The sequence below is a fragment of the Methylobacterium sp. 4-46 genome, from assembly GCF_000019365.1.
Taxonomy (GTDB): domain Bacteria; phylum Pseudomonadota; class Alphaproteobacteria; order Rhizobiales; family Beijerinckiaceae; genus Methylobacterium.
Window position 1 is genome coordinate 3,350,886 of sequence record NC_010511.1, and the last position, 13,722, is coordinate 3,364,607.

General features: G+C 74.6%; 12 protein-coding genes. 8 read left to right on the forward strand and 4 right to left on the reverse strand.

Features of this window, described 5'->3' with window-relative positions:
* Positions 1 to 157 precede the first annotated feature (157 nt).
* The 3 genes from M446_RS14500 (at position 158) to M446_RS14510 (ending at position 6,142) form a co-directional block, all read left to right on the forward strand.
* The gene (locus M446_RS14500; protein ID WP_012332840.1) at positions 158 to 415 is read left to right on the forward strand and encodes a hypothetical protein; all 258 of its coding nucleotides are present in this window, start codon (positions 158 to 160) and stop codon (positions 413 to 415) included.
* 311 nt (positions 416 to 726) lie between these two features.
* Positions 727 to 5,409, forward strand: a complete 4,683-nt coding sequence (locus tag M446_RS14505) for a PAS domain S-box protein (RefSeq protein WP_265576622.1) — start codon at positions 727 to 729, stop codon at positions 5,407 to 5,409.
* A gap of 124 nt (positions 5,410 to 5,533) precedes the next feature.
* Positions 5,534 to 6,142 carry a pyridoxamine 5'-phosphate oxidase family protein gene (locus M446_RS14510; RefSeq protein ID WP_012332842.1) on the forward strand — a complete coding sequence of 203 codons (609 nt, stop codon included), beginning with the start codon at positions 5,534 to 5,536 and terminating at the stop codon, positions 6,140 to 6,142.
* Between the two features lie 299 nt (positions 6,143 to 6,441).
* Here M446_RS14510 and M446_RS14515 read toward each other — a convergent pair whose 3' ends face one another.
* Complete coding sequence (locus M446_RS14515) at positions 6,442 to 6,798, reverse strand: c-type cytochrome (protein WP_012332843.1); 357 nt, start codon at positions 6,796 to 6,798, stop codon at positions 6,442 to 6,444.
* A gap of 274 nt (positions 6,799 to 7,072) precedes the next feature.
* Between M446_RS14515 and M446_RS14520 the strand changes: the two genes are divergently transcribed.
* The 5 genes from M446_RS14520 (at position 7,073) to M446_RS14540 (ending at position 11,539) form a co-directional block, all read left to right on the forward strand.
* Positions 7,073 to 8,506 (forward strand): FAD-linked oxidase C-terminal domain-containing protein, encoded by a 1,434-nt coding sequence (locus M446_RS14520; protein ID WP_012332844.1) that lies wholly within the window; start codon positions 7,073 to 7,075, stop codon positions 8,504 to 8,506.
* Between the two features lie 189 nt (positions 8,507 to 8,695).
* A complete protein-coding gene (locus tag M446_RS14525) occupies positions 8,696 to 9,073 on the forward strand; it encodes a hypothetical protein (protein WP_012332845.1) in 378 nt (125 codons plus the stop codon).
* Positions 9,074 to 9,113: 40 nt separating this feature from the next.
* Entirely contained in the window at positions 9,114 to 9,824 is a 711-nt protein-coding gene (locus M446_RS14530; protein WP_012332846.1) for a class I SAM-dependent methyltransferase, read from the forward strand.
* Positions 9,825 to 9,883: 59 nt separating this feature from the next.
* Entirely contained in the window at positions 9,884 to 11,203 is a 1,320-nt protein-coding gene (locus tag M446_RS14535; protein WP_012332847.1) for a flavin monoamine oxidase family protein, read from the forward strand.
* Positions 11,204 to 11,317: 114 nt separating this feature from the next.
* Positions 11,318 to 11,539 (forward strand): hypothetical protein, encoded by a 222-nt coding sequence (locus M446_RS14540; protein ID WP_012332848.1) that lies wholly within the window; start codon positions 11,318 to 11,320, stop codon positions 11,537 to 11,539.
* A 107-nt stretch (positions 11,540 to 11,646) separates the two neighbouring features.
* On the opposite strand, the gene M446_RS14545 is transcribed toward M446_RS14540, so the two are convergent.
* From M446_RS14545 to M446_RS14555, 3 genes are all read right to left on the reverse strand, one after another.
* Complete coding sequence (locus M446_RS14545) at positions 11,647 to 12,003, reverse strand: hypothetical protein (RefSeq protein ID WP_012332849.1); 357 nt, start codon at positions 12,001 to 12,003, stop codon at positions 11,647 to 11,649.
* 91 nt (positions 12,004 to 12,094) lie between these two features.
* Entirely contained in the window at positions 12,095 to 12,358 is a 264-nt protein-coding gene (locus M446_RS14550) for a hypothetical protein (RefSeq protein WP_012332850.1), read from the reverse strand.
* Positions 12,359 to 12,432: 74 nt separating this feature from the next.
* Positions 12,433 to 13,560, reverse strand: a complete 1,128-nt coding sequence (locus M446_RS14555; protein ID WP_012332851.1) for a S1C family serine protease — start codon at positions 13,558 to 13,560, stop codon at positions 12,433 to 12,435.
* Between the last annotated feature and the right edge of the window lie 162 nt (positions 13,561 to 13,722).

The window sequence follows — 13,722 nt, forward strand, 5'->3', positions numbered from 1 at the left end:
GGCCCCCAAAGCGACTGCCCTGCCGGCCCCGCCGGCAGGGCACTTTTCGCGAGGGCCCCTGGCCCCTGGTCCTTGACCCCTGGCCCTTGACGCGGCGGCGGGACGCGGCAGATGTCGGGGCCGCGGAGGACCCGCCACACCCGAGAGGGGCCACCCGGTGGAGGATTATCGCGCCGAGCTGCTGCGCCAGGTCCGGGCCGGCGACATCGCCACCGGCGAGGCCGCGAGCGCCTGCCTGCCCGGCCTGCTGCGGCGCCTCGATCGGCACGAGCGCGGCGTCGCGAGGAACATCCCGGTCCTGTCCCTCTACCATCGCTGGCGTCGCCACAGATTGCGCCTTCAGGTTGCGGATGCGCGCTGGCACATCGAGCAGGGACGGGCCGCCCGGATGGGCGAGCTGCTCGGCCGCCGCTGAGGCCGGCCGCGCGCCCTGCCCCAACGAAGGCCGCGCGGCGCGCGGGCGCGCCGGCCGGGTGCGCCGGCTTTGCGCCGCGCCCTCCGGATGTTCTATGCTGAAATCGTGGGGAACCGTTCGGCAAGTTGCAGCTCAGCACAGAGACAATCTCCACTCGCTTGTGGGGCGGGCCGACCGGTGGGGGAGCGGGTGACAATCCGGTGATGCGGGATGTCTTGCGACATTGGGCCGGAACGGTCCGCGGCCGGACGCCGTCCCGGTCGAGGTCGTCGGGCCCGATCGCGAACCGGCTCGCGATCCTGTCGGCGGCCGTGCTGCTGTCCCTCGCGGCGATCATCGGGTTCGTCGCCTGGCGGAGCTACCAGGTCTCCCTGCGCGAGGCGCGGATCGACGCGGCCAACCTCGCCCGCGCCCTCGACCAGCACACGGCGCGCACGATCGAGGCGGTCGGGCTCAATCTCGGGATCGCGCAATTCGCGATGGAGCGCGACGGGCTCGAGACCTTCGCCCGCACCGGCCTGGCACTCCTCACCCGGCTCGCGGCCGCCTCCTCGCCGATCCGGGACATCGCGGTTCTCGGCGCGGACGGGAGCGTCCTCGTCGGTACCCGCGAGCACGCCGAGCCGGCCGGGGACCGGAGCTACTTCACGGTCCACCGGGACGACCCGCTGGCCGGCCTCTTCATCAGCCCGGCCTTCCGCGACCGCGCCGGCGACGACCGGGCCATCGTGGTCAGCCGCCGCCTCGCCCTGCCGGACGGACGGTTCGGGGGCGTGATCGCGGCGACCCTCGACGTCGACTATTTCCGCCGGTTCTACCGGACCATGGAGGTCGGCCCGGGCGGGGTCGTCGCGCTGCTCGGGGCGGACGGGCGCCCCCTCGTGGTCCATCCGTGGCGCGACGACGGCGGCGACCTGCCCCGCCTCGATCTCGCCGCCGCGCTGCCGCCCGGGGCTGAGGCCGGCCTCGTCACGGAGGCGGCCGACGCGCAGGGCGTCCTGCGCCTCGTCGCCTACCGCCGCGTGGAGGCGCTGCCGCTCGTCGCGGTGGTGGGTCTCGCCCGCGAGGACGCGCTCGGGTCCTGGCATCGCCAAGTGCTGGTCCTGACCGGGATCGCCCTGGCGGCGCTCGGCCTGACCTGGCTGATCGGGCTGCGGCTCGGTCGAACCCTGGCGCAGCAGCGGGCGAGCGAGACCCTGTTCCGGGCGATGTTCGAGGCGGCGAGCGAGGCGCAGTTCATCTGCCGGCTGGAGACGGACGGGTCGTTCCGGCTCGAAGCCTGCAACCGGGCCGCGGCGGCGCGGCTCGGCGCGGCGCCCGAGGCGCTGGTCGGGCGGCCCCTCGGCGGGGCGCTGCCGGCCGGGCGGGTCGCGCGGATCGAGGCGGACCTGCGCCGCTGCCTCGCCGCGGGCAATCCGATCCGCCTTCAGGAGAGCGGGGATGGGGCCGGGCGGGTCTTCGAGGAGGTGCTCACCCCCCTGCGGGACGAGGCGGGCCGGCTCGACCGCGTCCTGGCCTCGATCCGCGAGATCACCCACCTCAAGCGCGCAGAGGCGGAGACGCGCGAGGCGGTCCGCCGGCTGCTGATGGCCGAGGAGATCGCGCATGTCGGCCACTGGCGCATCGACCTGCGCGACGACAGCATGACCTGGTCGCGGGAGGTGTTCCGGATCCACGGCCTCGAACCCGGCAGCGTCGCGCCGACGCTCGCGGCCGCGCTCGGCTTCTGCCACCCGGACGACCGGCCCGCCGTGGCGGCCTCGATCGAGGCCCAGATCGCGTCGAAGCAGCCCGCCACCGACGCGTTGCGCATCGTCCGGCCGGACGGCAGCATCCGCCACGTGGTCACCCGCGCCCTGTGCGAGTTCGGCCCGGACGGCGCCGTCGCGGCCCTGTTCGGCACGCTGAGCGACGTCACGGAGCTGCGCCGCGTCGAGCGCGAGGCGGCCGAGGCCGCCTCCCTCCTCGCCACCACGCTCGAGAGCATGGACCAGGGGCTGATCGTGGTCTCCCCCGAGGGCCGGATCGAGATCTGCAACGCGCGGGCGCTGGCGCTCCTCGGCCTGCCGCCCGAGCTGATGGCCGGGAAGCCCACGACCCACGAGGTGCTCGAGCACCAGTGGCGGAGCGGCGAGTTCGCCGGGGCCGAGGAGGAGGTGCGCCGCCTGATGCGCGCGGGCGGGATCGTGCCCGAGCCCCACACCTACACCCGCGTGCGGCCGAACGGGACCGTGCTGGAGATCCGCACCATGCCGATGGCCGGCGGCGGCCTCGTGCGGACCTACACCGACATCACGGCCCGGCGTCAGGCCGAGGAGGCCCTGCGCGAGAGCGAGAGCCGCCACCGGCTGATCGCCGAGAACGTCAGCGACGTCATCACCCTGCGCCGCGCCGGCGGGGACGGCGCCCTGCTCTACGTCTCACCCGCGATCCGGACCGTGCTCGGCTACGCGCCCGAGGACTTCGCCGCGCGGCCCGCCGAGTCCCTGCTCCACCCCGAGGACCGGGACCGGGTCGCGGCGGTCACCGCCGCCATCGACGCCGCGCGGCCCACCGCCACCAGCGTGCACCGGCTGCGTCACCGGGACGGGCACTGGGTCTTCGTCGAGACCGCCCTGACCTGGATGCAGGGGGAGGGCGCGCGGGGCGCGCGCATCCTCGCGGCGATGCGCGACGTCAGCCGGCGCGTCGCCGCCGAGGCGGCGGTGCGCGAGAGCGAGATGCTCTACCGGCTGCTCGCCGAGACCACGAGCGACGTGATCACCCGGCTCGACCTCGGCCTCGCGTGGCAATACGTGTCGCCGGCCTGCCGCGCGGTCCTCGGCTACGAGCCCGAGGACTTGCTGCGCCAGCGCCCCTCCGCGGTGGTCCATCCGGACGACCTGCCGGCCCTGCAGGACCTCGCGCGGCGCCTCGCCGCCGGCGAGATCGCGGGCGAGCATGTGACGACCACCTTCCGCACGCGCCACGGGCGCGGCGGCTTCGTGTGGACCGAGGCCGGCCTGAGCCTGATGCGGGACGAGGGCGGGGCGCCGGTCTCGATCGTCTGCTCCCTGCGCGACGTGACCGCCCGCAAGGCCGCCGAGGCCGCCCTGGAGGCCAGCGAGGCCCGCTACCGGTTCCTCTCGGAGAACGGCAGCGACATGATCGTCCAGGCCGACCGGGACAGCGTGCGCCGCTACGTCTCGCCGGCCTGCCGCGAGATCCTCGGCTACGAGCCGGAGGAGATCGTCGGCACCAAGCCCCTCGACGGCGTCCATCCGGACGACCGCGCCGCCCTCGCGGCGACCCTCGCGGACCTCGCCGCGGGGACGCGCGACGTCGCCACGAGCCGCCAGCGCTACCGGCGGCGGGACGGCAGCTACGTCTGGGTCGAGGCGAAGTTCCGCCTCCTGCGCGACGCGGAGGGACGGGCCGAGGGCTACGTCGCCTCGGTGCGCGACGTCTCCGAGCGCCAGCGCCAGGCCGAGGCGCTGGAACTCGCCCGCGACGCCGCCGAGCAGGCGAGCCGGGCCAAGACCGACTTCCTCGCCTCGATGAGCCACGAGATCCGCACGCCGCTCAACGGCATCCTCGGCTACACCGACCTCCTGCTCGACGATCCGAGCCTCGGCGGCGGGCAGCGCCGGCAGGCCGAGCGCATCCAGTCGGCCGGGGCGGCCCTGCTCACCATCGTCAACGACATCCTCGACTTCTCGAAGATCGAGGCCGGCCAGATCGAACTCGACCCGCAGCCCTTCCTGCTCGACGCCCTCCTCGACAACACGGTCTCGGTGGTGCGCGGCTTCGCCCGCAAGAAGGCGATCGCGGTGGCGGTCCGCCTCGACGGCGCGGCCCCGCGCACGCTGGTCGGCGACCAGGACCGCCTGCGCCAGATCCTGCTCAACCTCCTCAACAACGCGGTGAAGTTCACCCATGCGGGCTCGGTCACGCTGGCTGTGGCCTGCGAGAGCCCGCCGGGGGCGACGGCTTGCCTGCGCTTCGCCGTCAGCGACACCGGGATCGGGATCCCGCGGGACAAGCACGAGCGCCTGTTCCAGCGCTTCAGCCAGGTGGACAATTCGATCCGGAGGGATTTCGGCGGCACCGGCCTCGGGCTGGCGATCTCCAAGAACCTCGTCGAGCTGATGGGCGGCACGATCGGGGTGGAGAGCGTGGTCTCCGAGGGCACGACGTTCTGGTTCACCGTGACGCTGCCGGTGGGGGGCGCCGTCGCGGCGCCCGCCGCGCCGGGCCGCGCCGCCCTCGCCCAACTCCCCGCCCGGATCCTCCTGGTCGAGGACCTGGAGATCAACCAGGACATCGCCCGCGCCGTGCTGGAGGCGGCCGGGCACGAGGTCGACGTCGCCTCGGACGGGCTGGAGGCCATCGTGGCCGTGCAGGCCAAGTCCTTCGACCTCGTGCTGATGGACGTGCAGATGCCCGGCATGGACGGGCTCACCGCCACCCGCCACATCCGGGCGCTGCGCCCGCCGGTCTGCACCGTCCCGATCGTCGCCATGACGGCGAACGTGCTGCCGGCCCAGATCGCCGAGTTCCGCGCCGCGGGCATGGACGACCACGTCGGCAAGCCGTTCAAGCGCGACGACCTCCACCGGGTGGTGGCCCGCTGGAGCCGGGCCCAGGAGCGGGCGCGCCCGCTCCCCCCGGGCGCCCCCGACGGGCCCGTCCTCGACCGCGCCGTCTACGAATCGGCCCGCGGCCTGCTCGGCCCGCAGGGCGTGACGCGCCAGCTCGCCCGCCTCGTGGCCCAGCTCGACGAGCGGCTCGGGGAGGCGCGGCTCTCGCCGGAGGATCGGGACCGGCTCGCCGGCGACGCGCACGCCATCGTGGCGGCTTCGGGCCAGCTCGGCTTCGTCGAGCTCTCCCGCGCCTGCGCCGCGCTCGAGGCGGCCTGCGAGAGCGGGCTCGGCCTCGGTCCGGCGGTGGCGCGGGTGCGCGCGGCGCGGCGCCGCGCGCTCCTGGCGATCGAGGGCCTGCGCGCGGTCGCCTGATCCGGGGGCGCGCGAGCCCCCGGGCGGCGGGGCGCCCCCGGCGCGGGCCCTGCCCGCGGCGACGGCGACACGCCCGGGGAATCCCCATAGGCTTCGCCGCTCCGGGAGAGGGACGGCCGCAGCCATGACCGAGACCAGCCGCGAGGCGATCCGCCGCCATTACGGGGAGCCGAGCCCGCGGGCCGTGAACAAGCAGCTCGCGCGCCTCGACGCCCACGCGCGCGCCTTCATCGCGCTCTCGCCCTTCCTGGTGATCGCCTCCGCGGACGCGGCGGGGCGGGGCGACGCCACCCCGCGCGGCGACGCGCCCGGCTTCGTCGCAGCGCCGGACGACGCCACGCTGGTGATCCCGGACCGGCCCGGCAACCGGCGGGTCGACACGATGCAGAACGTCGCGGAGAACCCGCAGGTCGGGTTGCTCTTCCTGGTGCCGGGCATCGACGAGATGCTGCGCGTGAACGGCCGCGCCCGCCTCACCACCGACCCCGCCCTGCTCGCGCCGCTGGCGGTGGCCGGGCGCGCGCCGGTGGCGGGCCTGATCGTCGCGGTCGAGGAGGTATTCTTCCATTGCGGGAAGGCCGCGATGCGCGCGCAACTCTGGGCGCCGGAGGCGCGGGTCGAGCGCGCGCGCTTCCCGACGCTCGGGCGCATCCTCGCGGACCAGATCGCTGGCGAGGACGCGGCCGAAGCGGAGCGGGCCATCGAGGAGAGCTACCGCACCCGGCTCTACTGATCCGGGATCCGCTTGGTCGAAGCGGCTCCCGGATCAGGATCCTGCGCGGCGCCTGTGCGCGGCGCCTGAGCGAAGCCGACATCCGCATGGCCGAAATGGGAGATGGCAACGCCATCGACCGGATGTCGGATGAGGCGCCGCAGCGCCCCGCCCGCCCCGGATCGGGCCCTGGGCCACAAGCCCAAGGGAATGCAAGCCCAAGGGAACGCAAGCAAAAGGGACCACTGCCCGAGACGAAAAAGCCAAACAAAAAACCCCGCCGCGCGCGCGACGGGGCCGAACCCTTGCGGGCCGCGATCTTACTGCTGGGTCTTCAAGTAGGCGACGAGGTCGTCGATCTTCTTGTCTTCCTTGAGTCCGGCGTAGATCATCTTGGTGCCGGAGACCAGGCCCTTCGGGTTGGCGAGCCACTTGTGCAGGGTGGCCTCGTCCCAGGTCAGGCCCGAATCCTTGAGCGCGGCGGAGTAGCTGTAGCCCTCGTGGGTGCCGGCCTTGCGCCCGACGACGCCCTTCAGGTCGGGGCCGACGCCGTTCTTGCCGAAAGCGTGGCAGGCCTTGCACTGCGAGAACAGCTTCTCGCCGGCGGCGGCGTCCTGCGCCTGCGCCGTCAGGGGGGCGAGCAGCGCGAGGGCGGCACCGAGGATGAACTGACGCATGAGGGTCCCTCCGATAGGCCTCGATCGACGGCCAGATTGCCCGTGGGCGAGCGTGGATATGGCCTAGGTTTCGAGCTGGTAAAGTTAAAAACGCGACCGGGTCGATCCGGGTGCGTGCGGCGAAAAGAAGCTGCGCCGGCGGGCAAATCAATGGGACGAAAGTTCATGGCGCGACAACGCGTTGTGGCGCGTGCCGGTGCGTGCGGCGCGGGAGCGGTCTATACGGTTGCGGGAACGATGCGGGCCTCCGTCCCGCCGACCCCGAGGAGACGCCATGACGATCGCCTTCCCGGCCCCCGATCCCGCCATCCTCGCCCGCCGCGACGCGATCATCGAGGGCCTGCGCCCGCTGGTGGCGCCCGAGGCCCTGGTGACGAGCGAGGACGAGCGGCGCGCCTTCGAGACCGACGGGCTCACCGCCTATCGGCGCATGCCGCTCGCGGTGATCCTGCCCTCCAGCACGGCGGAGGTCGCCGCGGTGATGCGCTACTGCCACGCCGAGGGCGTGCGCGTGGTGCCCCGCGGCGCCGGCACCTCGCTGGCGGGCGGCGCCATCGCCCAGGAGGACGCGGTGATCCTCGGCGTCGCCAAGATGAACCAGGTGCTCTCCCTCGACTACCGCAACCGGACCGCCCGGGTGCAGGCCGGCATCACCAACCTGGCGATCAGCGGCGCGGTCGCGCACGAGGGCTTCTTCTACGCCCCCGACCCGTCGAGCCAGCTCGCCTGCACCATCGCGGGCAACATCGCGATGAATTCGGGCGGGGCCCACTGCCTGAAATACGGCGTCACCACCAACAACCTGCTCGGCGTGACGCTGGTCCTGGTGGACGGCACCGTGGTGGAGATCGGCGGCGAGCACCTCGACGGCGCGGGCTACGACCTCTTGGGCCTGATCTGCGGCTCGGAGGGGCAGCTCGGCGTGGTCACCGAGGCGACGGTGCGGATCCTGCGCGCCGCCGAGGGCGCGCGGCCGGCCCTGATGGGCTTCGGCTCGGTCGAGGCGGCGGGCGCCTGCACGGCCGCGATCATCGGCGCCGGCATCATCCCGGTGGCGATCGAGTACATGGACCGGGAGGCGATCACCATCTGCGAGGCCTTCGCCAAGGCCGGCTACCCCCTGGACGCCGAGGCGATGCTGATCATCGAGGTCGAGGGCTCGCCCGAGGAATGCGACGCGATGCTGGCGCGCATCGTCGAGATCGCCAGACCCTTCAACCCGACGAGCCTGAAAGTCTCGCAATCCGAGGCCGAGAGCGCGGCGATCTGGAAGGGACGCAAATCCGCCTTCGGGGCGACCGGCCGGATCTCGGACTACATCTGCATGGACGGCACCATCCCGACCGGGCAGCTCGCGCCGGTGCTGGAGCGGATCGGCGAGATCACGCGGCATTACGGGCTGCGCTGCGCCAACGTCTTCCACGCGGGCGACGGCAACCTGCACCCGCTGATCCTGTTCGACATCAACACGCCCGGCGAGATGGAGAAGGCCGAGAAGGCCGGCGAGGACATGCTCAAGCTCTGCGTCGAGGTGGGCGGCTGCCTCACGGGCGAGCACGGCGTCGGCATCGAGAAGCGCGACCTGATGAACGTGCAGTACGCGCCCGAGGACCTCGCCCAGCAGATGCGGGTGCGGGCCGTGTTCGACCCGGCCTGGTTGATGAACCCCGCCAAGGTGTTTCCGCTGGAGGGGCGCATCGCCGCCTGACGGGACCGGGGCCCGCCCGGGGGGATCGGCGCCGCCCGGGCGCGGCGCTGCGGCGCCGGCTCGCGCCGAGCGTCACAAAAAACCCGAACTCCCCGGGCATCTCCGGCCGGGTTCCCGCCCGCCGATCGGGTCAGCGCCCGCAAAGACGGCGCCGATCGTCGCGGGCCACATCGCTCTCGGGGCTTGCCAGTGATCATCCGCCACCACGCCGCGACCGACGCCTTCACGCGCCTGCACCGGACCTTCACGGTCCATCTCGGCATCGCCCTGGTCTTCGCCTGGGGCACCGCCCTGGCGGCGGCCTGCTACGCGCCCTGGGTGCGCAACATCCGTCCCCTGCTCGATCCGGGCAGCGGCCGGGTCGAGAGTACGCTGTCCTTCCTGTTCGCGATGCCGGTGGTGCTGACCCTCGCCTGGGCGGCGGCGCAGTTCGGCCGCGAGACCCTGCGGCGCACGCAGCTGCTCGCGAACGCGGCGGCGGAATTCGCCCTCGCCGCCGCGGTCGCCTTCGGCGTGTTCTACGTCGCGATCGACCGGGCCGTGGCGGCCCTCTCCCTCGGGTTCTGAGCGGATGGCGCCGGGAGCGCCGATCCGGCGGGTGCCGCCGATGCCGGCCTCCTGGCGCGACTTCTGGAACCGCGACACTCCGATCTACGTCAACGATCGGCACCGGTCGCGGCACTACGCGGGTCTCGCCGAGGATCTCGTCGGGCTCGTGCCCGGTCCGCGGGCGACCCTGCTCGATTACGGCAGCGGCGAGGCCCTCTCGGCCGATCGGGTCGCCCGCGCCTGCGCCCGGCTCTACCTCTGCGACGCGGCCCCCCGGGTACGCTCCGGGCTCTCCCGCCGCTTCGGGGCGGAGCCCCGCATCGTGGTCCTGGCGCCGGAGGACCTCCCCGCCCTGCCCGATCGCGGCCTCGACCTGATCGTCGCCCATTCGGTGGCGCAGTACCTGACCGCGGAGGAGTTCGCGGGGCTGCTGCGGCTCTGGCACGCCAAGCTGAGGCCCGGCGGCCTGCTGATCGTGGCCGACGTCATCCCGCCCGACCTCGGCCCGCTGGCGGATGCCCTCGCGCTCCTCGGCTTCGGCTGGCGCGAGGGATTCCTCGCGGCGGCCCTCGCCGGGCTCCTGCGCACCGCCCTGTCGGATTACCCGTCCCTGCGCCGCCGCCTCGGCCTCACCCGCTACGCCCGGGACGAGATGCTGGCGCGGCTGCGGGAGGCGGGGTTCGACGCCGAGCCCCGCGCCAATCTCGGACATAACCGGCGCCGCCTCGCCTTCGCGGCCCGCCGCCCTGCGGCGCGGGCGCCCGCTTGAAAGGCGCCGGCCGGCGCCGATCTCCCGTCCTCGACGCGAATCCCATCGAGGCCGAGGCGATGCCGCTCTCCCGCCGCTCCCTCCTCGCCGGCGCGGCCGCCCTGGCCCTGCCGCGCCGCGCCCGCGCCGCCGAGGATGCCGAGGTCGCGGTGATCGGGGCCGGGGCGGCCGGGCTCGCGGCCGCCGCCGCGGTCACGCGGGCGGGGCACAGCGTCGCGGTGCTGGAGGCGCGGGCCAGGATCGGCGGGCGCGCCTTCACGGATGGCAGCCTGGGCCCGGACCGGGCCTTCGACGCCGGCGGGCAGTACATCCACTGGGCCGAGCGCAATCCCTGGAAGGCGGTCGCGCTCGCGGACGGCGTGCGGCTCACCACGGACGAGGCGGGTCCCTGGCCGAGCCTGATCATCGACGGCGCGCCGGCGACCGACGAGACCCGCCGCCGCCGGCGCGCGGGCTTCGTGCAGCTCACCGCCCTGCTCGACCGGGACCATCCCGGCGAGGACCGCTCGATCGGCGAGGCGGCCCGGGCCGTCGACCCGGCCCTCGGGCAGGCGGCGGCCGGGCTGACGCGGCTCTCGCTCGGGGAGGAGCCCGACCGGGTCTCCCTGCACGATTACGACCAGCTCTGGGCCGGCGAGGATCTCTGGGTCGACGGCTACGGGGCCCTCGTCGCCCGCCACCACGCGGGCCTGCCGGTCCGCACCGGCTGCCCCGTGCGGCGGGTGGATTGGAGCGGCCCGGGCGTCGCCCTCGACACGCCGGCGGGCCGGCTGCGCGCGGCCGTGGCGATCGTCACCGTGCCGGTCGGCGTGCTGGCGGCCGGGGCGCTTCGCTTCACCCCCGAGCTTCCCGCCGATCTCGCCGCGGCGATCGACGGCCTGCGCATGGGCGCCTACACCAAGGTCGCCCTCGCCCTCGATCCGGCGCGGGCCGGGGACCCGCGCGACGCGGTGATCCTGCGTTCGGCGCGGGGCGACGCGCCCGACCTCACGGCCTATCTGGAGATGCGCCCCTTCGGCCGCCCGCTGGCGGTGCTGCACCTGGGGGGCGACGCCGCCCGCCTGCTCTGCGAGGCCGGCGAGGCGGCCGCGGTGGCGGCGGCCACGGACGCGTTCGCCAGCGTGTTCGGCGCGACCGCGCGGGCGAGCGTGACCGCCGGGCGCCTCGCCGCGTGGTGGACCGACCCCTTCGCGCGCGGCAGCTACTCGCTCGCCCGGCCGGGCCGGGCCGGTGCCCGGGCGGCCCTGCGACGGCCGGTCGGCGAGCGCCTGTTCTTCGCCGGGGAGGCCGCTTCGGGCGGCGGCGCGATGACGGTGGGGGGCGCGACCTTGGACGGCGAGCGGGCGGCCGCGGCGGCGCTGGCGGCGCTCGGCCACTGAGCCGCCCGGGTGGGCAGGGGCGGCGCGCGCCCTATATGAGGAAGGGAGCGGCCCCGGGGCGACGCGATGGCGCGATCCGTCCCGCGCCGGGCCGCCGGGCAGAAAGGCCGATGGATGTCGGGAGAGAACAGCGCGACCCGCGACCGCGCCGAGACTCGCGCCGCCCGCGCGCAGATGCAGGCGGAGGCGGCCGCGGTCGCCTGGGCGGATCTGGAGAAGGCGAACCGCCAGCGCGACGAGAACATGGCCCGCCTGCGGGCGATGCGCCTCACCAAGGAGGCCGAGGCCGCCGAGGCAGCCCGGGCCGCCCCGCCCCGCAAGGCGCGCAAGCGCTGAGGATCACCCGCCGGAGCGGCCGCCGCTTCGGCGGCGGGAATGATGGGGGGACCGGAATCCGAGCAGAACCGCGCCGGGCCGTTCTGCTCAGGCCCCGGCGCGAGGCGTCAGTGCAAGGCGCGCCGGGGCTCCCCGGTGCGCTGCTCTTCCCAGGCTTCGAGGTTGGAGCGGGTGACGCCGCCGTCGCAGAGGCGGCTGCTGAGGTCGATGAAGGCCCGCTCGCGCGATTCGAGATCCTCCGCGCTGCCGGTCTCGTCGTCCTCCGCGTCCTCGGCGCTCGCGAAGCGATCGAAGGCGGCCGAGAGCTGCGCGAAGGCGAGGGCGACCGGCATGGTGCGGAAGATGGTGACGAAGTCGTCGTCCACGTCCCCGGTACAGAGGTCCCGCATTCGCACCGCGTAGCCATCCGCGTGCTCGGCGATCTCGTATTGCCAGTGACGGCCTTCGCAGGCTGCTAGGATCATCGCGCTCTCCCGCCCGTGCCCCTTGTCGAATGCGGGGCGCGCCAGGGTGGTTCCGCGCGGGGCGCGCTGCCCTTGCCGGAAACGCACCGGATCAGCGCCGCGTGCCGGCCTCGAAGACCGCCCGGCCGCCCACCCGCAGCTGGGTGCCGTTCCCCAGATCGACGAAGCCCGGCGCCGGCCCGGCCCGCAGGGGCTCCGGGCGCGGCGCCTCGCGGCAGCCCGGCCGGTCGGGGAGCCGCACGCCGGGCGGGGCGTCCTGCGGGCAGAGACGCGGGCGCGCCTCCCCGCCCCGCGCGGCCCCCGCCGCGGCGACGAGCCCGAGCAGGACGAGGAGGGCGGCACAGGGTGGGCGCATGGGCCGAGCCTCTGCGGGCGTGAGGAGGGCGCGCGGCGACGCCTCGCGGGGATGCGCGGCGCGCGGGCGCGGCGTCAAGGGACGCGCTGCCCCATATCGGCCGTGGTGATCTGGAGCGTGCGCGGCCGCCCGTCGCGCAGGATGGTCAGTTCCAGGGTCCGGCCGACGCCCGCCTCCTGGATCGCCGCCGTGAGGTCGGCCAGGCGGTGGACCGGGCGGTTGTTGACCCCGACGATGATGTCGCCCAGTTCGCCCGTGGCCGGGTCGACGCCGCGCAGGCCGGCGGCGGCGGCCGGCGATCCGCGCAGCACGCGCACCACCGCGACCCCGTCGATGCCGAGCCGGGCGGCCGCCTCCTCCTGCGCCGCCACGATGCCGATCCCCGGGCTCGGCGCGCGGCCCGTGCGGATCAGGTCCGGCACCACGCGGTTGACGACGTCGATCGGCACCGCGAAGCCGATGCCGGCGCTCGCGCCCGAGGGCGAGAAGATGGCCGTGTTGACCCCGATCACCCGCCCGGCCGAGTCGAGGAGCGGCCCGCCGGAATTGCCCGGGTTGATCGCCGCGTCGGTCTGGATCACGCCCGAGAGCTCCCGCCCCTCCTGGGTCGGCAGGCGCCGCTGCAGGGCGCTGATCACCCCCGAGGTCAGGGTGTGGTCGAGCCCGAACGGGTTGCCGATCGCGTAGACGAACTGCCCGACCTTGAGGTCGGCGGAGCTGCCGATGGCGATGGGCGGCGGCATGGCGCTCACCCGCCCGAGGCGCAGCACCGCGAGGTCGTAGTTGGGCGCCGCGCCGACCAGGGTCGCCGGCACGATCTCGCCGCTCGACAGCCGCACCGAGATCTCCGAGCCGCCCTGGATGACGTGGTTGTTGGTGACCACGTGGCCGCCCGCGTCCCAGACGAAGCCGGTCCCGGTCTGCTCGCTCCCCTGCCCGCCCTGCTCGGTGCCGTCCATGCCCTGGCGCATCAGGTCCTGCACGCTGGGGGCGCGGCGCGCGAAGACGTAGACGACCGAGGGGGCGGCGCGCTCGAACAGCGCCACGGTGGCGGCCTCGGCGGGGGCGAGGTCGCCGCGCGGGGTGACGGCCCGCGGCTGCTCCACCGAGAACAGCAGGGCGGTCAGGTAGGGCTGCGCCACGAACAGGGCGAGCAGCCCCAGCGCGGCGCCGAGGGCGATCCGCACGAAACGATCCGGCACGTTGGCACTCCCCGGCAGCCGATCCGCCCCGCAACTGGGCTTTGCCCCTAACTGGACCAGCCGCGGGGCATCTTCAATGCGCGGGTTTCCCGCCCTCCGCGTCGGCTACGGAAAGGATGCAACCGCCGAACGCATTAAGCCGTCGTCAGCTATCGCGGGCGA